The sequence below is a fragment of the Streptomyces toxytricini genome (assembly GCF_014649915.1).
Lineage (GTDB): Bacteria > Actinomycetota > Actinomycetes > Streptomycetales > Streptomycetaceae > Streptomyces > Streptomyces toxytricini.
On the sequence record NZ_BMTY01000004.1, the window covers coordinates 24,908 to 42,869 of the forward strand.

Annotated in this window: 19 protein-coding genes, 1 tRNA gene and 1 riboswitch; of the genes, 13 read left to right on the plus strand and 7 right to left on the minus strand. The window is 72.5% G+C overall.

The features are described from left to right. Positions 1 to 160: 160 nt before the first annotated feature. Complete coding sequence (locus IE170_RS06045; protein WP_189808259.1) at positions 161 to 523, minus strand: DUF488 domain-containing protein; 363 nt, start codon at positions 521 to 523, stop codon at positions 161 to 163. Further along, a complete protein-coding gene (locus IE170_RS06050; protein WP_189808260.1) occupies positions 523 to 945 on the minus strand; it encodes a hypothetical protein in 423 nt (140 codons plus the stop codon). Before IE170_RS06050 ends, IE170_RS06045 begins: the two co-directional genes overlap by 1 nt. Before the next feature lie 229 nt (positions 946 to 1,174). On the opposite strand from IE170_RS06050, the gene IE170_RS06055 reads away from it, so the two are divergent. Then, complete coding sequence (locus IE170_RS06055; protein ID WP_189808261.1) at positions 1,175 to 1,927, plus strand: MBL fold metallo-hydrolase; 753 nt, start codon at positions 1,175 to 1,177, stop codon at positions 1,925 to 1,927. Positions 1,928 to 2,016: 89 nt separating this feature from the next. Here IE170_RS06055 and IE170_RS06060 read toward each other — a convergent pair whose 3' ends face one another. Both IE170_RS06060 and IE170_RS06065 read right to left on the minus strand, forming a co-directional pair. Next, the gene (locus IE170_RS06060; RefSeq protein WP_189808482.1) at positions 2,017 to 3,228 is read right to left on the minus strand and encodes a PTS transporter subunit EIIC; all 1,212 of its coding nucleotides are present in this window, start codon (positions 3,226 to 3,228) and stop codon (positions 2,017 to 2,019) included. A gap of 366 nt (positions 3,229 to 3,594) precedes the next feature. Further along, the gene (locus IE170_RS06065) at positions 3,595 to 4,902 is read right to left on the minus strand and encodes a PTS transporter subunit EIIC (protein WP_189808262.1); all 1,308 of its coding nucleotides are present in this window, start codon (positions 4,900 to 4,902) and stop codon (positions 3,595 to 3,597) included. A gap of 173 nt (positions 4,903 to 5,075) precedes the next feature. Here IE170_RS06065 and IE170_RS06070 point away from each other — a divergent pair, with 173 nt between their 5' ends. The 4 genes from IE170_RS06070 (at position 5,076) to rdgB (ending at position 7,378) form a co-directional block, all read left to right on the plus strand. Next, on the plus strand, positions 5,076 to 5,378 hold the full coding sequence (locus tag IE170_RS06070) for a PTS sugar transporter subunit IIB (protein WP_260616029.1): 303 nt from the start codon (positions 5,076 to 5,078) through the stop codon (positions 5,376 to 5,378). 95 nt (positions 5,379 to 5,473) lie between these two features. Continuing rightward, positions 5,474 to 6,199: a ribonuclease PH gene (rph, locus tag IE170_RS06075; protein ID WP_125547799.1), complete on the plus strand. Its 726-nt coding sequence runs from the start codon at positions 5,474 to 5,476 to the stop codon at positions 6,197 to 6,199. A gap of 142 nt (positions 6,200 to 6,341) precedes the next feature. After that, complete coding sequence (locus IE170_RS06080; RefSeq protein ID WP_189808263.1) at positions 6,342 to 6,722, plus strand: hypothetical protein; 381 nt, start codon at positions 6,342 to 6,344, stop codon at positions 6,720 to 6,722. A 41-nt stretch (positions 6,723 to 6,763) separates the two neighbouring features. Next, entirely contained in the window at positions 6,764 to 7,378 is a 615-nt protein-coding gene (gene rdgB / locus IE170_RS06085; RefSeq protein ID WP_189808264.1) for an RdgB/HAM1 family non-canonical purine NTP pyrophosphatase, read from the plus strand. Positions 7,379 to 7,437: 59 nt separating this feature from the next. Here the strand turns inward: rdgB and IE170_RS06090 are convergent. Both IE170_RS06090 and bcp read right to left on the minus strand, forming a co-directional pair. Continuing rightward, a tRNA-Leu gene (locus IE170_RS06090) sits at positions 7,438 to 7,521 on the minus strand. Positions 7,522 to 7,756: 235 nt separating this feature from the next. Further along, entirely contained in the window at positions 7,757 to 8,224 is a 468-nt protein-coding gene (gene bcp, locus IE170_RS06095; protein WP_189808265.1) for a thioredoxin-dependent thiol peroxidase, read from the minus strand. A 111-nt stretch (positions 8,225 to 8,335) separates the two neighbouring features. On the opposite strand from bcp, the gene IE170_RS06100 reads away from it, so the two are divergent. From IE170_RS06100 to IE170_RS06110, 3 genes are all read left to right on the plus strand, one after another. Continuing rightward, positions 8,336 to 8,653, plus strand: a complete 318-nt coding sequence (locus tag IE170_RS06100) for a DUF3618 domain-containing protein (RefSeq protein ID WP_189808483.1) — start codon at positions 8,336 to 8,338, stop codon at positions 8,651 to 8,653. A gap of 95 nt (positions 8,654 to 8,748) precedes the next feature. Then, positions 8,749 to 9,051, plus strand: coding sequence for a GroES family chaperonin (locus IE170_RS06105; protein ID WP_189808484.1), 303 nt, complete (start codon positions 8,749 to 8,751; stop codon positions 9,049 to 9,051). 87 nt (positions 9,052 to 9,138) lie between these two features. After that, a riboswitch (guanidine-III (ykkC-III) riboswitch) is annotated at positions 9,139 to 9,204 on the plus strand. Between the two features lie 30 nt (positions 9,205 to 9,234). Then, a complete protein-coding gene (locus IE170_RS06110; protein ID WP_189808266.1) occupies positions 9,235 to 9,555 on the plus strand; it encodes a DMT family transporter in 321 nt (106 codons plus the stop codon). Between the two features lie 49 nt (positions 9,556 to 9,604). Here IE170_RS06110 and IE170_RS06115 read toward each other — a convergent pair whose 3' ends face one another. Next, positions 9,605 to 12,007 carry a transglycosylase domain-containing protein gene (locus IE170_RS06115; protein ID WP_189808267.1) on the minus strand — a complete coding sequence of 801 codons (2,403 nt, stop codon included), beginning with the start codon at positions 12,005 to 12,007 and terminating at the stop codon, positions 9,605 to 9,607. A gap of 190 nt (positions 12,008 to 12,197) precedes the next feature. Between IE170_RS06115 and IE170_RS06120 the strand changes: the two genes are divergently transcribed. From IE170_RS06120 to IE170_RS06140, 5 genes are all read left to right on the plus strand, one after another. Then, a complete protein-coding gene (locus tag IE170_RS06120) occupies positions 12,198 to 13,025 on the plus strand; it encodes an ABC transporter permease (protein ID WP_229884611.1) in 828 nt (275 codons plus the stop codon). Then, positions 13,018 to 13,914 carry an ABC transporter permease gene (locus IE170_RS06125; RefSeq protein WP_373298949.1) on the plus strand — a complete coding sequence of 299 codons (897 nt, stop codon included), beginning with the start codon at positions 13,018 to 13,020 and terminating at the stop codon, positions 13,912 to 13,914. Before IE170_RS06120 ends, IE170_RS06125 begins: the two co-directional genes overlap by 8 nt. A 24-nt stretch (positions 13,915 to 13,938) precedes the next feature. After that, complete coding sequence (locus tag IE170_RS06130; RefSeq protein WP_373298958.1) at positions 13,939 to 14,943, plus strand: ABC transporter ATP-binding protein; 1,005 nt, start codon at positions 13,939 to 13,941, stop codon at positions 14,941 to 14,943. 107 nt (positions 14,944 to 15,050) lie between these two features. Next, positions 15,051 to 15,746 carry a DUF1707 SHOCT-like domain-containing protein gene (locus IE170_RS06135; RefSeq protein WP_189808270.1) on the plus strand — a complete coding sequence of 232 codons (696 nt, stop codon included), beginning with the start codon at positions 15,051 to 15,053 and terminating at the stop codon, positions 15,744 to 15,746. 159 nt (positions 15,747 to 15,905) lie between these two features. Beyond that, the gene (locus IE170_RS06140; RefSeq protein ID WP_189808486.1) at positions 15,906 to 17,201 is read left to right on the plus strand and encodes a DUF445 domain-containing protein; all 1,296 of its coding nucleotides are present in this window, start codon (positions 15,906 to 15,908) and stop codon (positions 17,199 to 17,201) included. The last annotated feature ends 761 nt before the right edge of the window (positions 17,202 to 17,962 follow it).

The following is a 17,962-nucleotide window of genomic DNA, read 5'->3' on the forward strand; positions in this document are numbered from 1 at the left end:
CGGCCCGGCTGCTTCCGCCCGACGGTCCGCCAGCGCCGGCGTCCCGGTGCCCGACGGCTGCCGTCCTCCGCCCGAGATCCGTCGGCGCCCCGTCCGAGGTCCGTTGGCCTCCGCCCGAGGCCGCCCGGGGACCCGGCGGCTTCCGCCCGAGGCCCGGCGGTCAGGGGGACAGGAGCGCCGCCAGGACCGCCGCGTGGCTGGAGTCCGGTTCGCGGACCGCGGTCAGCAGGGTCAGCGGGCCCCGCTCCGCCAGCCCCCGCAGCCGGTCCAGCTCCGCGGCGGGCTCCGGCTCCGCCAGCTCCGCCTCGTACCGCTCGCGGAACTCCTCCGCGGAGACACCGCCCGCGTGGTACTCCTTGCGGAGCTCCGCCGACGGGGTCACCGCCTTCGGCCACTCGTCCACCGCCGCGTCCGCCTTCGCCAGGCCGCGCGGCCACAGCCGGTCCACCAGCACCCGTACGCCGTCCGTCCCCGGCTCAGGGGGGTCGTACACGCGCCGCACCCGCACCGCCGCCCGCGCCATCAGCGTCCTCCTCCGAGTCCCTTGACCTCGTCCCACACCGCCGGATCCAGCGTGCCCAGCCGGCTCCGGAACTCCCACACCCACACCTCCGCCGGGCGGTCCGCCTCCAGGTACCCCACCCGGCCCGCCGTCACCCCGACCGTCCCCGGCGGCAGCGGGATCACCCCCGCCCGCCGGTCGTCGTACTTCCCGCTGATCCACGCGACGCGCGCCCGGTGCGCCCGTACCGGCCGGGACGCCAGCACCAGGCACGGCCGCCCGTCCGCCAGGCGCCACAGCTCGCCCGGCCGCGGCTGCGGCGCCGGGCCCCGCCCGTGCGGCGGCGGCGCCCGCCGGCCCGCGCCCGGCCGCATGCCCGCGACCAGCACCAGCAGCAGCACGGCCACCACCGCCGCGGCCGCCGGCCACCAGGACGTGTCCATAGTCCGACGGTAGTCGCGCCCCCACCCCCCGGCACGGCAGCGCAACCACCGACCGCGCCGCCCCCTCCGCGGCAACTCCCGGGCCCCGTATCGCTCTGCCGGGTGACAGCACAGGTGATTCCCCCCACAACGGCCTGCCGCGGAGGAGCGACCCGACGTTTCGCGCCTTACGCTCGACCCACGCACGGCCCGCACTCCGTCCACGGACCGTCCCGGAGGTTGTCACTCCATGAAGCTCACCGTCGTCGGCTGCTCGGGGTCGTTCCCGTCCGCGGAATCGGCCTGCTCGAGCTACCTCGTCGAGGCCGACGGCTTCCGGCTGCTCCTCGACATGGGCAACGGCGCCCTCGGCGAGCTGCAGCGCCACTGCGGCCTGTACGACCTCGACGCGATCTTCCTCAGCCACCTGCACGCCGACCACTGCATCGACATGTGCGGGTACTTCGTGGCCCGCTACTACCGGCACGAGGGCGGCCGCTGCGGCCCCCTCCCCGTCTACGGCCCGGAAGGCACCGAGAAGCGCCTGACGACCGCGTACGAGGACGTCCCCGACGAGCGCTCGATGAGCGAGGTCTTCGACTTCCGGACCCTGAAGTCCGGAGCCTTCGAGATCGGCCCGTTCCAGGTCCGCACCGAGCGGGTCAGCCATCCGGTGGAGGCGTACGGCATCCGCGTCGAGCACGGCGGCCGCTCGCTGGCCTACTCGGGCGACACGGGGGTCTGCGCGGAACTGGGAGCGCTCGCGGAGGGCGTCGACCTGTTCCTGTGCGAGGCGTCGTTCACGCACGGCAAGGAGGACATCCCCGACCTCCACCTCAACGGCCGCGAGGCGGGCGAGTGCGCGCGCGACGGCCGCGTCGGCAGGCTCGTGCTCACCCACATCCCGCCGTGGACGGACGCCCGCCAGAACCTCGCCGACGCGCGCGCCGTGTACGACGGTCCGGTGGACCTGGCGTACGCGGGCGCCGTGTACGAGGTCTGAGCACCGGCCCCGGTCCCGCGTACGGCGAAGCCCCCGCCCTCCCCTGACGGGAGAGCGGGGGCTTCGGCGCTCCGGCTGGGGCTGCGCCCTTACTTGGCCTCGGCCTTCTGCAGCTCGGCGAGTTCCTCGTCGGACTCGCGGCCCGGCGTCGGCAGGTTCCACTTGATGATCGCGAAGCGGAAGACCGCGTAGTAGACCACGGCGAAGCACAGGCCCACCAGGACGATCCCCAGCGGCTTGGTGGAGATGCCCAGGTTCAGCAGGAAGTCGATCGCACCGGCGGAGAAGCCGAAGCCGCTCTTCATGCCGAGCGCCCAGGTCAGCGCCATGGAGATACCCGTCAGCACTGCGTGGACCGCGTACAGGACCGGGGCGATGAACATGAACGTGAACTCGATCGGCTCGGTCACGCCGGTCACGAAGGCGGTGAGCGCGAGGGAGAACATCATGCCGCCGACGACCTTGCGGCGCTCGGGGCGGGCGCAGTGGACGATCGCGAGGCAGGCCGCGGGGAGCGCGAACATCATGATCGGGAAGAAGCCGGTCATGAACTGGCCGGCGGTGGGGTCGCCCGCCAGGAAGCGGGCGATGTCGCCGCTCTTGCCGTTGTACTCGCCGGCCTGGAACCACGGGAAGGAGTTCAGCAGGTGGTGCATGCCGACCGGGATCAGCGCACGGTTGACGACACCGAAGATGCCCGCGCCGACGGCGCCGGAGCCGACCAGCCACTCGCCCACGTTGTGCAGGCCGGAGCCCAGGACCGGCCAGACGAGGCCGAAGACGATGCCGATGGCGAGGCCCGCGAAGGCGGAGAGGATCGGGACGAGGCGGCGGCCGCCGAAGAAGCCCGCCCAGTCCGGCAGCTTGGTCCGGTAGAAGCGCTGGTAGAGGAGGGCGACGACGATGCCCATGACGACGCCGCCGAGGACCTTGGCGTCGACCGGGGCCTCGACCTGTACGATCTTGCCGTCCACGACCTTGGACAGCTTCGGCAGGTTCGGGTCGGTGAAGGTGGCGAGGACCTTCTGGAAGACGAGGTAGCCGGTCACGGCCGCGAGCGCGGTCGAGCCGTCGGACTTCTTCGCGAAGCCGATGGCGATGCCGACCGCGAAGAGCAGCGCCATGTTGCCGATGATCGCCTCGCCGCCGGCGGCCATGTAGCCGCCGATGGTGTTGAGGAACGACGGCAGGTCCTTGTCGGCGAGCATGTCATCCTGGCCCAGGCGGATCAGGAGCGCGCCGGCGGGCAGCACCGCGACGGGGAGCATGAGGCTGCGGCCGATGCGCTGCATGACAGCCATCGCGCCGGCGCCCTTCTTCTTCTCGGCCGCGGGGGCGGCAGCCGTGGTCACAACTTCCTCCAGAGGGCAGGCGCCGCCAAAGGAGCAAGGGCTGGACGGCGACGTCTTCGACGGGGGTGACGCGGACTCCCGATGGACCCGCGTGGTCTACACCAATGCGTGGTGTAGACCAGTTGTAGCACGGTCGGGGTTAGATAAGGAACCTTCGATTTTCTGTGGCCTGCGCCACATTCCGCCGCCCCGGGTGCGCCCCGCGGCACACCCCTTCCCGCGGGCACTCCCGCGGCTCGGATCCGGGCAAGCGGAAGGCCCCCGGACCGAGGTCCGAGGGCCTGCGCCGACCGGCGGAGGAAGTGCGGGGAGCGGCTAGGCCTTGGTGTTGTCGGCCTGCATCGCCTCGATCTCCTCGTCCGACTCCCGCCCCGGCGTCGGGATGTCGAACCGGGTGATCGCGAAGCGGAAGACCGCGTAGTACACCGCGGCGAAACCCAGCCCGATGGGGATGATCAGCCACGGCTTCGTCGCCAGCCCCCAGTTGATGACGTAGTCGATCAACCCGGCCGAGAAGCTGAACCCGTCCTTCACGCCCAGCGCCCACGTCACCGCCATCGACACGCCCGTCAGCAGCGCGTGGACCGCGTACAGCGCCGGCGCCACGAACAGGAACGAGTACTCCAGCGGCTCCGTGATCCCCGTGACGAACGACGTCAGCGCCACGGACAGCATCAGGCCGCCCACCTCCTTGCGGCGCTGCGGCTTCGCGCAGTGCGTGATCGCCAGCGCCGCTCCCGGCAGCGCGAACATCATGATCGGGAAGAAGCCCGTCAGGAACAGGCCCGCCTCCGGGTCCCCGTTCAGGAACATGTTGATGTCGCCGTGCACCGTCTCCCCGTCCGGCGTCGTATAGCTCCCGAACTGGAACCACACCGGCACGTTCAGGAACTGGTGCAGCCCGATCACCAGCAGCGCACGGTTCGCCACTCCGAAGATCCCGCCGCCCCACGCGCCCAGCCCCGTCAGCCAGTCCGAGAAGCTCTCCAGCCCCGCGCCCACCGCCGGCCACACCCACAGGCACAGCGCCGCGAACCCGATCGCCACGAACGACATGATGATCGGCACCAGCCGCCGCCCGTTGAAGAAGCCCAGCCAGTCCACCAGCCTCACCCGGTGGTACCGCTGCCAGAACCACGCCGTCAGCAGGCCCATCACGATCCCGCCGAACACCCCGGGGTTCTGGTACGAGAACTCCACGAACGTGTTGTTGTCGTCGGTGAGGCAGCCCGTCCCCACCACCCGCGTCCCCTCGGGGCACTCGTTCGGAAAGGCCCGCAGCACCCCCCGGTACACGAGGAAGCCCGCCACCGCGGCCAGCGCCGTCGAACCGTCCCCCTTCTTCGCCATCCCGATGGCCACGCCGACGCAGAACAGCAGCGGCAGCCCCAGCTCCGGATTGAGCAGCGCACCGCCCGCCCCGGCCATGACCTTGGCCACTACGTCCCAGTCCAGCCCGTCCGGCCCGAACACGTCGTCCTGGCCCAGCCGGGTCAGGATGCCCGCCGCAGGCAGCACCGCGATCGGAAGCTGCAGACTCCTCCCCATCTTCTGCAGCCCCTGGAACAAGCCGCTCCACCACTGCTGACGCGGCGCCGCCGCCGCACTGCCGTTCGCGCTCATCGGCTTCCTCCCTCGCGGGCCCGTTTGGGCACGTGCGGTCCGTGCGGCACACTGGTGTAGACCACTCCCGGTGCGGGCGCATACGCCCGCCCGGAAGGCAGGTTGCTGCTGATCGTCATCATTCGGCAGACGCAGGAACCGCGCTCGCGAAACTGGGCCAACAGTGGGCTACCGTGACGAAACGGTTCCCGCGGCCCGCCCGGGACCGCCGAGACCGTTCTTCGGAAAACAGGGAGAAACGCATGGCCACCAAGGCTGAGAAGATCGTCGCCGGGCTCGGCGGCATCGACAACATCGAAGAAGTCGAAGGCTGCATCACCCGCCTGCGCACCGAGGTCAACGACCCCGAACTCGTCGACGAAGCCGCCCTCAAGGCCGCAGGCGCCCACGGCGTCGTCAAGATGGGCACCGCCGTCCAGGTCGTCATCGGCACCGACGCCGACCCCATCGCCGCCGAAATCGAAGACATGATGTGACCTGAGCGCACCGCGCCACCACCACGCCGGACCCCGTCACCCCAACCGCCGCGACGGGGTCTTCGCGTACCCCCGCACCCACTAGGCTCGACGCCATGTCTCGCATCGACGGCCGTACGCCCGAACAGCTCCGCCCCGTCACCATCGAACGCGGATGGAGCAAGCACGCCGAGGGCTCCGTCCTCATCTCCTTCGGAGACACCAAGGTCTTCTGCACCGCCTCCTTCACCGAAGGCGTCCCCCGCTGGCGCAAGGGCAGCGGCGAGGGCTGGGTCACCTCCGAATACTCGATGCTGCCCCGCTCCACCAACACCCGCGGCGACCGCGAATCCGTCCGCGGCAAGATCGGCGGCCGCACCCACGAGATCTCCCGCCTCATCGGCCGCTCCCTGCGCGCCGTCATCGACTACAAGGCACTCGGCGAGAACACCGTCGTCCTCGACTGCGACGTCCTCCAGGCCGACGGCGGCACCCGCACCGCCGCCATCACCGGCGCCTACGTCGCCCTCGCCGACGCCGTCGCCTGGGGCCAGTCCAAGAAGCTCATCAAGGCCGGCCGCAAGCCCCTCACCGGCACCGTCGCCGCCGTCAGCGTCGGCATCGTCGACGGGGTCCCCCTGCTCGACCTCTGCTACGAGGAAGACGTCCGCGCCGAAACCGACATGAACGTCGTCTGCACCGGCGACGGCCGCTTCGTCGAGGTCCAGGGCACCGCCGAAGGCGAACCCTTCGACCGCAAGGAACTCAACGCCCTCCTCGACCTCGCCGCCGGCGGCTGCGCCGACCTCGAAGCCATCCAGCGCACCGCCCTCGGCCTCTGAGAGAACCACCGGGCGCCCCGCGGCGTCCTCACCAGTACGGGCGCACGGTGTCACAGCCGTGCGCCCGTCCACATCCCCGCCCCGCAGCCCACCGAACTCCGCAGCCGACCGACCGGACGCACGACCTTGTGAGGGAACACGCATGAAGCTCCGCATAGCCGCCGCGGCGGCGGCCGCCGCACTCGCCATCCCGGCCCTGACCGCCTGCGACGCGATCTCCACCGCCATGGACTGCGCCAACACCGCCGTCGCCATCACCGAAGGCGTCGGCGACCTCCAGCAGGCCGTCTCCAACGCCGGCAACAGCCCGCAGGACGCCCAGAACGCCCTCAACAAGATCGACGAAAACCTGAAGAAGATCGGCGACCAGACCGACAACACCGACCTCGGCACGGCCATCGACTCCATGAACAAGGCCGTCCAGAGCGTCCGCACCTCCCTGCAGAACGGCAACACCGCCCCCGACGTCACCCCCGTGGCCGACGCCGCCAAGGAGATCTCCAAGGTCTGCACCCCGGGCTGACTCCCGCAGGCGGGACCGGCCCGGACGGAATAATGGGCGCCATGACCTCGACGCCGCCCCGCCTCATCCTGGCCACCCGCAACCAGGGCAAGATCTCCGAACTGCGCGCCATCCTGTCCGACGCCGGCCTGCCCTACGAGCTGGTCGGCGCGGACGCGTACCCCGACGTCCCCGACGTCAAGGAGACCGGCGTCACCTTCGCCGAGAACGCCCTCCTCAAGGCGCACGCCCTCACCGTCGCCACCGGCCTGCCCGCCATCGCCGACGACTCCGGCCTCTGCGTCGACGTCCTCGGCGGCGCCCCCGGCATCTTCTCCGCCCGCTGGGCCGGCCGCCACGGCGACGACAAGGCCAACCTGGAGCTGCTCCTGGCCCAGCTGTCCGACATCGCCGACGGGCACCGCGGCGCCCACTTCGCCTGCGCGGCCGCCCTCGCCCTGCCCGACGGCACCGAAGCCGTCGTCGAGGGCCGCCTCACCGGCACCCTCCGCCACGCCCCGGCCGGCAGCGGCGGCTTCGGCTACGACCCGATCCTCCAGCCGCTGGGCGAGACCCGAACCTGCGCGGAGCTGACGGCGGCCGAGAAGAACGCGATCTCCCACCGCGGCCAGGCCTTCCGCGCCCTGGTCCCGGCCATCCGCGACCTGCTGGGCTGAGGCCGGTGATGCAGCGAAGGCCCTGTACGCGGCTGCGTACAGGGCCTTCTGCATACCTGTGCGGTTGGGGGGACTCGAACCCCCACGGGTTTTACCCCACTGGGACCTAAACCCAGCGTGACTGCCAATTCCACCACAACCGCGACATCTTGCCCGATGCAGACATTGGGTCAGCCTGGGCTGCGCCCAGTCTAACGGGGTGGAACTCGCGGGGGTGAAGGACTTGGGCGGCGCCTGCGGCACCACGTGTCCCTCAGGCTGTGGCAGTTGGGGCGCGGGTGGCGGAGGCTGCCCGGGCGGTTGTCCCGCCGGCGCCCGCTGAGATGGCCGGAACGGCCCGTCCCGGGGGTGGGGCGGGCCGTTCCGAGGGCGGGGGCGTCAGATGCCCAGGTCCTTGATGATCTTCGCTACGTGGCCCGTCGCCTTCACGTTGTACAGGGCGCGCTCGACCTTGCCCTCCTCGTCCACGACGACCGTCGAGCGGATCACCCCGGTCACCGTCTTGCCGTACAGCTTCTTCTCGCCGAACGCGCCGTACGCCTCCAGCACCTTCTTCTCGGGGTCGCCGACAAGGGTGACTTTCAGGCTCTCCTTCTCGCGGAACTTCGCGAGCTTCTCCGGCTTGTCCGGGGACACGCCGATCACGTCGTAGCCGGCGCCGGCCAGCAGCTCCAGGTTGTCCGTGAAGTCGCAGGCCTGCTTGGTGCAGCCCGGCGTCAGGGCCGCCGGGTAGAAGTAGACGATCACCTTGCGGCCGAGGCGGTCGGCGAGCGAGACGTCGTTGCCGTCCGCGTCGGGCAGGGTGAAGGCGGGGGCGGTGTCGCCCGGCTGGAGTCGCTCGCTCATCTCGACAGTCTCCTCGGGAGGTGGATCGCTACGTGACGAGACTAAGCTGACAGACTGTCCACGGCGGATCACGCCCCCATGGGACAGGACCACGACGACGGAGGCAGCGCGGTGCCGGAAGCCAGGACCCCCGCACAGATCGAGGCGGACATCGTCCGCCGCCGCGAGCAGCTCGCCGAGACGCTCGACGAGATCGGTGTGCGCATGCACCCGAAGACGATCGTCGGGGACGCGAAGGCCAAGGTCGCCTCCACGGTCGACGAGACGGCCGGGCGGGCCGTCGTGGCCGTGAACCGCCTGTGGACGGACGTCACGGACGGCCTGCGGCACGAGGACGGCACCCCGCGCATCGAGCGGCTCGTGCCGGTCGCGCTGGTGGCCGTGGGTGTGATCGGCCTGCTGGTGGTGTCGGCGCGCCGCCGCCGCTGACCACCCCTGCGGCGGACAGGCCGGGCGCGGGCGGGTAGGTTCGGGGCGTGAGCGACGACACCAACACCACCACCCACGACAAGCTGCCCATCCGCATGCTGCACGACCGCGTGCTCGTGAAGTCCGACAAGCCCGAGGGCGAGCGGCGCTCGGGCGGCGGCATCCTGATTCCGGCGACGGCGGCCGTGGGCAAGCGGCTGGCCTGGGCCGAGGTGGTCGCCGTCGGGCAGAACGTACGCAGCGTGGAGCCGGGCGACCGGGTGCTGTACGACCCCGAGGACCGGGCCGAGGTCGAGGTGCGGGGGGCGACGTACGTGCTGATGCGCGAGCGGGACCTGCACGCCGTGGCCGCGGAGCGGCTGGAGGGGGCGAAGGACTCCACCGGTCTGTATCTCTGATCTCCGAGATTTCCCGGGTTCCGGGGCCCCTCGGGTTCTTGTCCGTGTGCGGGGCCGGTGGCCGAGGTCACCGGCCCTTTCGCATGCCTTTTGCTACGGTGGGTGGCGAACCCGACGAGACGCGCCGTACCGGGCAGGAAAAGACGACGCACCTGTTCCGTTCTCGTCTCGGAGGTGTCTGTCATGGCCTGGGTTCTTCTTGTGATCGCCGGTCTTCTCGAGGTCGGCTGGTCGGTCGGCATGAAGTTCACGGACGGGTTCACCCGGCTGTGGCCGAGTGTGTTCACCGGTGCGGGCATCGTCGCGAGCATGCTGCTGTTGTCGTACGCGGCCAGGAGCCTGCCGATCGGTACGGCGTACGGGGTGTGGGTGGGAATCGGTGCTGCGGGTGCGGCGGTGCTCGGGATGGCGGTGCTGGGGGAGCCGGTGACGGCGTCCCGGATCTTCTTCATCGTGCTGCTGCTGGTGGCGGTGGTGGGCCTGAAGGCGACGTCCGGCCACTGAGCGCGGGCCGTCGGGACCGCGGGTGCGGCGCCCTCAGCCCCCTTCGGCGTCATTCCAGGTATTCGGTGGGCGGGCGGGGCCTGCCGTGGGAGCTGTGGCCGGGGGTGTCCCGGGCGGTGCCGTGGCCGCCGGTGGCACCGCGGAAGAGGCCTCCGATGCCGCCCGGGCCGGTGTGGCCGCCGCCTGTGTCGGGGTCGGGGCCGTCGGTGTTGCCGGGGTTGCCGCCCGGGGTCCGGCCGTCCTGGTCCCGGTCGCCGTCCTGGCGGCCCTCCTCCTCGGGGCCGCCGGTGGGCTGCTCGGGCCGGTCGCCCGGGCCGGCGGGTTCGGGGTCGGTGGGCTCGCCTGACGGCCCGGGCGTTTCGGGCAGCGGCGGTGGCGGCGGCGAGGGTGCCGCGCCGGGCTGGAGGTCGAGGTCGAAGTCGACGGGGTCGGTGCCCTCCAGGGCGCTCCTGGTGTACTGGGCCCAGATCCGGGCGGGGTAGCCTCCTCCGCCGATGCGGGTCTCGCCGAGGGCGCCGTACAGGGATTGCGGGGTGCCGGTGTCGGGGTCCTGGCCCATCATCGCGACGACGGTGACGAGGGTCGGGGTGTAGGCGGCGAACCAGGCGGAGCGGTCCTCCTCGGCGGTGCCGGTCTTGCCGGCGGCGGGGTGGCCGGCGGCGAGGGCGGCGGTGCCGGTGCCGTTGTCGACGACGCTGAGCAGCATCGAGGTGGTGGTGTCGGCGGCTTCGCGGCTGATGGCCTGCTCGGGGGTGCGGTCGGGGAGCGGCAGGGTGTCGCCGCCCCTGGTGATCTTCTCGATGAAGGTGTGCGGGGTGCGGCGGCCGTGGTCGGCGAGGGTGGCGTACGCCTGGGCCATGTCGAGCACGCTGGCCTGGAGGGTGCCGAGGGCCATGGCGGGGCCTGCGGTGAAGTTGGGGGTGTTCTCGGGGATGCCGAGGGCGATGGCGGTCTGCTTCACCCTGTCGGTGCCGACGTCGACGACCATCTGCGCGAAGACGGTGTTGACGGAGAGGTCGGTGGCGGTGGTGACGGTGATGTCGCCGTACGACTGCCGGCCCTCGTTCTCGGGGGCGTAGGAGACGCGGGTGCCGGTGACGCGGCGCTTGTTGTCGCCGTTGTAGAGGGTGTGGGGGGTGATGGGCCGGCCGTCCTGGGTGCGGGAGCGGTTCTCGACGGCGGCGGCGAACACGAACGGTTTGAACGTCGAGGCGACCTGGTGGTCGTGGCGGGTGGCGTTGTTGACGTACTGGCGGGTGTAGTCGATTCCGCCGTACATGGCGAGGACCTTGCCGGTGGCGGGGTCGATGGAGGCGCCGCCGGCCCGGACGAACCGGTCGACGGGGCGGGCGGCGGGGTCGAGCCGGGTGAGCATGCGGTCGGTGACGGCTTCGACGAGGTCGGCCTGCCTGCGGCGGTCGATGGTGGTGGTGATGCGGTAGCCGCCGGCGGAGAGGGTCTTCTCGTCGAGGATGCCCCGTTCGGTGATGTGGTCCTTGACGGCTTCGACGAGGTAGCCGCGCTGCCCGGACAGGCCGGCGGCAGGGCGGATCCGGCCCGGTTCGGGGAAGGCGGTGGCGGCCCGTTCGGCTTCGGTGAGCCACTGCTTCTTAACCATGCCGTCGAGGACGTACTTCCAGCGGGCGAGGGCCCGGTCGCGGTTGCGGGGGTGGGTGACGACGTCGAAGGTGCTGGGGGAGTTGAGGAGGGTGGCGAGGTAGGCGCCCTCGGCGGTGGTGAGGCGGCCGACGTCCTTGCCGTAGTAGGCCTGGGCGGCGGCCTGGATGCCGTAGGCGTTGCGGCCGAAGTAGCTGGTGTTGAGGTAGCCCTCCAGGATGTAGGCCTTGGACTTCTCGCGGCCGAGTTTGATCGCGATGAAGAACTCCTTGGCCTTGCGGTTGATGGTCTGCTCCTGGCCCAGGTAGTAGTTCTTGACGTACTGCTGGGTGATGGTGGAGCCGGACTGGCGGCCCTTGCCGGTGAGGGTGTTCCACGCGGCGCGGAGCATCGCCTTGGGGTCGACGGCCCGTTCGGAGTGGAAGTCCCGGTCCTCGGCGGCGAGTACGGCTTCCTGCACCGTGCGGGGGATCTGCGAGAGCGTGACGTTGACGCGGTTCACTTCGCCGTCGCGGGCGAGTTGGGTGCCGTCGGAGTAGAGGTAGACGTTCGACTGTGCGGTCGCGGCGGCGTTGGCGGGCGGGATGTCGACGAGGAGGTAGCCGGCGACGAGGGCGCCGCCGACGAGCAGCGCGAGCGCGAGCACGGTGCCGAGGGCGAGGCGCCAGCCGGGGACCAGGCGGCGCCAGCCGGTCCGCTTGTGCCGTCCCCTGCGGTCCGGGCTGCCGGGGGCGGCGTACGGGGGCGTGCCGGCGCCGTGGTGGGCGGCGGGACCGCGGTGGGGGGTGTCGGGGTCGCGAGGGGGCCAGCCCGGTGGTGGTGACGGGTCGCTCATCGCCAGGACTCCTCGGGGCCGTTCGAAACATCCATGTCCGTACCGAAAAAGGTGTCTACCGGATGGCCGGTCGTTCCGAGCGGGACGGGCGTAAACCGGTCGCAGTGGTTCGCCCCTCCGCACTAAGCTCGCGCGTCTTTGGCCGATGCGGGGACGACGTGGGAACGACGTGGGAAAACGGAGGGATACGGTGCACCTGCGGACGGGTCGAAGAGCCGGGCTGTACCTGGCCGTTGCGGTCGGCGGCTTCCGGCGGTACGCGGCGTACGGGGTGGCGACGGCGGCGGGCGTGTTCACGAACACTGCCTTCGGGTTCATCGTCGCCTGTACGTACATGGCGCTGTGGGCCGAGCGGCCGGGGCTCGGCGGGTACGACCAGGGGCAGGCGCTGGCGTTCGTGTGGGTGAGCCAGTCGATGCTGGCGGCGTGCGCGCTGCTCGGCGGCGGTTTCCAGGAGGAGGTGCAGGAGCGGATCCGCACCGGGGACATCGCGGTGGACCTGTACCGGCCGGCGGACCTCCAGCTGTGGTGGCTGGCCGCGGACTTGGGCCGGGCGGCGTTCCAGCTGCTGGGGCGGGGGCTGGTGCCGCTGGTGGCGGGGGCGCTGGTGTTCCCGCTGGCGCTGCCGGCGGATCCGGTGCGCTGGCTGCTGTTCCTGGGGTCGGTGCTGCTGGGGCTGGTGGTGAGCTTCGCGCTGCGGTGGCTGCTGGCGCTGTCGGCGTTCTGGCTGCTGGACGGGTCGGGCGTCAACCTGGTGGCCGTGGTCGCCTCGGTGTTCTTCTCCGGGATGCTGCTGCCGCTGACGGTCTTCCCGGGCGGCTTCGGGGAGTTGGTGCGGGTGCTGCCGTGGGCGGCGATCCTGCAGGTGCCGCTCGACGTGCTGCTGGGGCGGCATGCGGGCGCCGCGGAGGTGTGGCGGGCGCTGGGCTTCCAGGCGGTGTGGGCGCTGCTGCTGCTGGGGGCGGGGCGGCTGGTGCAGTCGGCCGCGACGCGGAAGGTGGTGGTCCAGGGTGGCTGAGGAGGTGCTCGTACCGGCGGCGCGGCGGGACGCGGAGCCGATCCGGCGGGCGTTCGGTGCGGGTGCGGCAGGGTGGTGGGGCCGGGCCGGCGCGGGACTGCGCGGGTACCGGCTGATCGTCGGGATGTGGATCCGGTCGACGATGGCGTACCGGGCGTCGTTCGTGCTGGCGGTGTGCGGGAACGCGGCGATCACGTTCCTGGACTTCGTGGCGATCTCCATCATGTTCACGCACGTGGACGCGCTGGGCGGCTTCACGCTGCCCGAGACGGCCCTGCTGTACGGGTCCGCGTCCGCCTCCCTCGGGCTGGCCGACCTGCTGCTCGGCAGCAGCGAGCGGATCGGCTCCCGGATCCGCGACGGCTCGCTGGACACGATGCTCGTACGGCCGGTGCCGGTCCTCGCGCAGGTCGCGGCGGACCGGTTCGCGCTGCGCCGGGTGGGGCGCGTCGTGCAGGGGCTGGCCGTGCTGGCGTGGGCGGTGTCGCGGCTGGAGGTGGAGTGGACGGCCGCGAAGGTGCTGCTGCTGCCGGTGATGGTGGTGGCCGGGGCGGCGATCTTCGCGGCGGTGCTGGTGGCCGGGGCGGCGTTCCAGTTCGTCGCGGGGGACGCGGCGGAGGTGCAGAACTCCTTCACCTACGGCGGGAACACGATGCTGCAGTACCCGCCGACGGTGTTCGCGAAGGAGCTGCTGCGCGGCGTGACGTTCGTCGTTCCGCTGGCCTTCGTCAACTGGCTGCCCGCGCTGTACGTGCTGGGGCGGCCCGATCCGCTGGGGCTGCCGGACTGGGCGGCGTTCGCGAGCCCGGCGGTGGCGCTGGCGCTGTTCGTCCCCGCGTCGCTGGCGTGGCGCGCGGGGCTTCGTTCGTACCGGAGCACGGGGAGCTGAGGGGTCGTGGGCGTGGACGCAGGTGTGGACGCGGGTGTGGACGCAGGTGTGGACGGCGGCGGTCCGGAGGTGTTGATCGAGCTGCACGGGGTGGAGAAGGTCTTCGCCGTACGGCGCCGGGCCGGCCTGCTGCGCCGGGAGAAACACCAGGTCAGGGCCGTGGACGGGATCAGCTTCGAGGTGGCGCGGGGCGAGGTCGTCGGCTACATCGGGCCCAACGGGGCGGGGAAGTCGACGACGGTGAAGATGCTGACCGGCATCCTCACCCCGAGCGCGGGCCGGCTGCGCGTCGCCGGGATCGACCCGGCGCGGGAGCGGATGCGGCTCGCGCACCGCATCGGGGTGGTCTTCGGGCAGCGCACCACGCTGTGGTGGGACCTGCCGCTGAAGGACAGCTACGGGCTGATGCGCCGGCTGTACCGGATCCCGCGGGCCCGGTTCGCGGAGAACCTGGAACGCTGCGTGGACCGGCTGGACCTCGGGCCGCTGCTGGACGTGCCGGTGCGGCAGCTGTCGTTGGGACAGCGGATGCGCGGGGACATCGCGGCGGCGCTGCTGCACGATCCGGAGGTGCTGTACCTGGACGAGCCGACGATCGGGCTGGACGTGGTCAGCAAGGCGAAGGTGCGGGAGTTCCTGCGGCAGTTGAACGCCGAGCGCGGCACGACGGTGCTGCTGACGACGCACGACCTGCAGGACATCGAGCAGCTGTGCGGACGGGTGATGGTGATCGACCACGGGCGGCTCGTGTACGACGGGACGCCGGCCGGGCTGCATGCGGCCGGAGCGGCGGGGGAGAGCGAGCGGATGCTCGTACTGCACCTGGAGCGGGAGCTTCCGGCGGTGTGCGTGGAAGGGGCGCGGGTCGTGAAGGTGGAGGGACCGCGCCAGTGGCTGGCGTTCCCGGCGGGCGCGTCAGCGGCGCCGCTGGTGGCGCAGGTCGCGGCCCGGTACCCGCTGTCGGACCTGTCGGTCCGCGAGCCGGACATCGAGGACGTGATCGCACGGATGTACGCAGGGCGGGGCTGAGAGGGAGGGGGAGGGAGGGAATGGGGGATGAATCAGGGTCCGGGCCCGGGGTGGAGGCGGGGTTGAACCCGTACACCTGCGGGCTCCCCGCTGCTTAGGCTGGCCCCATGACTGACGAGGGGCAGCACCAGGGGCCGCAGAAGCCGTTGCCGGAACTCCGGGCGTCGGACGCCGACCGGGACCGCGTCGTGGAGCGTCTGCGCGACGCGCTCGCGGAGGGCCGGCTCGACATGGAGGAATTCGAGGAGCGGCTGGAGTCGGCGTACGCGTCGCGCACGTACGCCCAGCTGGAGACCCTGACCCGGGACCTGCCCGCCGCCGGCGCCGCCCCCGCGGGCGTCGCTGCGGCCGGTGCGGCCGCCGCGCCCGCCGCCGGCTCGTGGGCCGGGCGGATCGGGGGCGGGGTGCCGGCTGCGTCGGCGACGGCCGTGGCGGTCATGTCGGGATTCCAGCGCCGCGGGAACTGGACGGTGCCGGGCCGCTTCAACGCGGTGGCGTTCTGGGGCGGCGGAGAGCTGGACCTGCGCGAGGCGCACTTCGCGGAGCGCGAGGTGGTCATCAACTGCATCGCGATCATGGGAGGCATCGAGATCACCGTCCCGCCGGGCGTGGACGTCGACGTGCGGGGCATCGGCATCATGGGCGCCTTCGACCAGCGGCACAGCACGGGGCCGGTGGCCCCGGGCGCCCCGCGCGTCGTGGTCACCGGGCTGGCCTTCTGGGGCGGCGTCGACATCAAGGTGAAGGAGCCGAAGCGGTACCCGGGCCTCGGAGGCGGCCCCGACCTGCGCAAGGAGCTGTGAGGACGGCGCGCCGGGAACTCCCGGGACGTGCCGGGAGTCGGATGCTGTGAGACAGGACCGGCACCCGGGAGAAGGCAGGAGCACGTGGACGAACGCACCACCGCCGGGAGCCCCGAACCGGGCGCGGACAGCGGCGCGCCGCCCGGCCGGGCTGTAGTTCTGCGCGGTGGCCGCCCGGCCCCGGCCCTCGGCGGCTTCGTGTTCAGCGAGGCGGACGAGGAGCGCCGGCGCGGCGTACGGCGCATGAAGACGACCGCGACCGGTCTGCTGGTCCTGGTCGCGGTGGTGTACGTCCTGGCCACCTGGGCGGAGCACACGGGCGCCGGGGCGTGGGCGGGCTACGTGCGGGCGGCCGCCGAGGCGGGCATGGTCGGCGCGCTCGCGGACTGGTTCGCGGTGACGGCGCTGTTCCGGCGGCCCCTCGGCCTGCCGATCCCGCACACGGCGATCATCCCCACGAAGAAGGACCAGCTGGGGGCGTCCCTCGGCGAGTTCGTCGGCGAGAACTTCCTCTCCGCGGACGTGGTGCGGGCCCGCCTGCACGCCCTGCGGATCGGCAGCCGGTTCGGCGCCTGGCTCGCGGAGCCGGCGCACGCCGACCGGGTCACCGCCGAGCTCGCGACCGCCCTGCGCGGCGCGCTGACGGTGCTGCGCGACTCCGACGTCCAGGCGGTCGTGGGCGAGGCGATCACCCGGCGGGCCGAGACGGCCGAGATCGCGCCGGGCATCGGCAAGACCCTGGAGCGGGTCGTCGCGGACGGCGGGCACCGGCGGGTCGTCGACCTCGTCTGCGCCAAGGCCCACGACTGGCTCGTCACGCACGCGGACTCCGTCATGGACGCCGTCCAGGGCGGCGCGCCCGGCTGGACGCCCCGGTTCGTGGACCGCAAGGTCGGCGAGCGCGTCTACAAGGAGCTGCTCCGCTTCCTGACGGAGATGCGGGACATGCCGCAGCACCCGGCGCGCGGGGCGGTGGACCGCTTCCTGCGCGACTTCGCGGCCGACCTCCAGGCGGACACGGCCACGCGGCTGCGGGTGGAGCGCCTGAAGTCGGAGATCCTGGAGAGGGAGGAGATCCAGGACGTGATCGCCTCCGCGTGGACGGCGATCCGCGCGATGATCCTCTCGGCCGCGGAGGACGAGCAGAGCGAACTGCGGCTCCGCGTCCGCGCGTCCCTTCTGTCCCTGGGCGCCCGCCTGGCCACGGACGGGCGGCTCCAGGACAAGCTGGAGGGCTGGATCGAGGGCGCCGTCGTGTACGTCGTCACGACGTACCGGGCCGAGATCACCTCGCTGATCACGGACACGGTGGCGGGCTGGGACGCGGAACACACGTCCCGCAAAATCGAAGCCCACATCGGCCGCGACCTCCAGTTCATCCGCATCAACGGCACGGTGGTGGGCGCGCTGGCGGGCCTCCTGATCCACACGGCTTCACGGGCGTTCGGGGCCTGAGGGGGCAGGCGGGGCCGGGCGGGGCCCCGGGGCCGGGCGGGGCCCCGCCCGGACGGCCGGTTCCGGCGTGAGCCGGGGCGGCGCGACGGGTGTTCCGCGTTGCGGTTCCCGGCCACGGCCCCGGCACCCGGGCCGGAGCTGGGGTTCCTGGTCCCGACTCGGGACGGGCGTGCCGGTAGGTGCCCGGATGCCGGGCCGGTGCCCGCCGGGGCGCTGGGGCGGTTTCCGGTCACGGCCCGGCATCCGGGCCGGGAGCCCGGGTCCGTCCGGGGCGGCACGGCCGAGGACCCCGTCCCGGCGGATGGGCAGGCCGGCGCAGGCCGCACCGAAACCCGCGACGGGCGTACGTGACCGGGCGCCCGCCGTGGGCGATGCCGGGCCGGGCCCATGCGCCCGGCACGGTGGTCGCGGCCGCTGTCGGGGCCGGACGGCGCCGGGCCGGTCCAGGGCGGAGCCCGGGAAACGGCGAAGCCGAGGCGGACCGCGTCGGCGGTGCGGGGCGGCTCGCCGTCAGGCGGTACCGGCCGGGACGGTCGCAGCTCGGGCGCTCCGCGCCGCGAAGGCGGGCGGTTGCCGCACCTTGAGCCTCGGCGGCCGGCCCAGGGTGCGGTGCTGGAGGCCGGTCGCAGCGGACCGTCGGCATGCCGCAGTGCCGCGGCGGTTGCCGGAGGCTGTGGGCGGGGTCCGGGCGGCGCCCGGGGAACGGTGGAAGGGCGGGGCGGGGAGTGGCTCCGCGCAGCGGCCTACGCTCCCGCCCCGCG